The 444-nt window shown below is 70.5% G+C and carries 1 protein-coding gene; it reads right to left on the bottom strand.

Annotation, left to right across the window (positions count from 1 at the left end):
* A partial coding sequence (locus AACY52_RS31430; protein WP_339561564.1) for a hypothetical protein occupies positions 1–296 on the bottom strand: 296 nt, incomplete at its 3' end.
* Positions 297–444: the final 148 nt, after the last annotated feature.

Genomic DNA, 444 nt, shown 5'->3' with positions numbered 1-444 from the left:
AGGACTTCGATCGTCGCCTCGGCGCATCCGCCGTGCCGCGCGAGCGCGGTTACCGTGGCATCGGCGACAAGATGTCCGCGCAGCGTCAGTTCGGCTGCGGCCAATGCACCGAGCCAGCGGGCCAGCGCCGCATCGTCGGGCGCATCCAGCGTCAACCGATGTTGTGCGCCGACGAAGGTCGCGCTGGCCCAGCGTGTGCTGTGCACGGTGCCGATCGTGATGGCACATCCTTGCGTGCGAGCATCGCGTTCCAGCGCCCGGCGGAGCAGCGTGGCGGCATCCGGGCCGCGGCTCATGGTCGCGCCTGCTGTTCGGCGAGGAAGGCCTCGATCCGGCGTACCATGCGCGGGCCGGGTTCGCGACCGCGCCGCAGGTCGTGGACAAGCCGCGGGTCCCGCACTGCGAGCCGTCCGAACTTGGTCGGTGGCATTGCCGTAGCCTTCA

Origin of the sequence: Pseudomonas sp. EA_65y_Pfl1_P113 (assembly GCF_963970525.1) — a bacterium.
Taxonomy (GTDB): domain Bacteria; phylum Pseudomonadota; class Gammaproteobacteria; order Pseudomonadales; family Pseudomonadaceae; genus Aquipseudomonas; species Aquipseudomonas tritici.
Note: the sequence above shows the minus strand (reverse complement) of the source record. Positions and strands in the feature narration are given on the sequence as shown.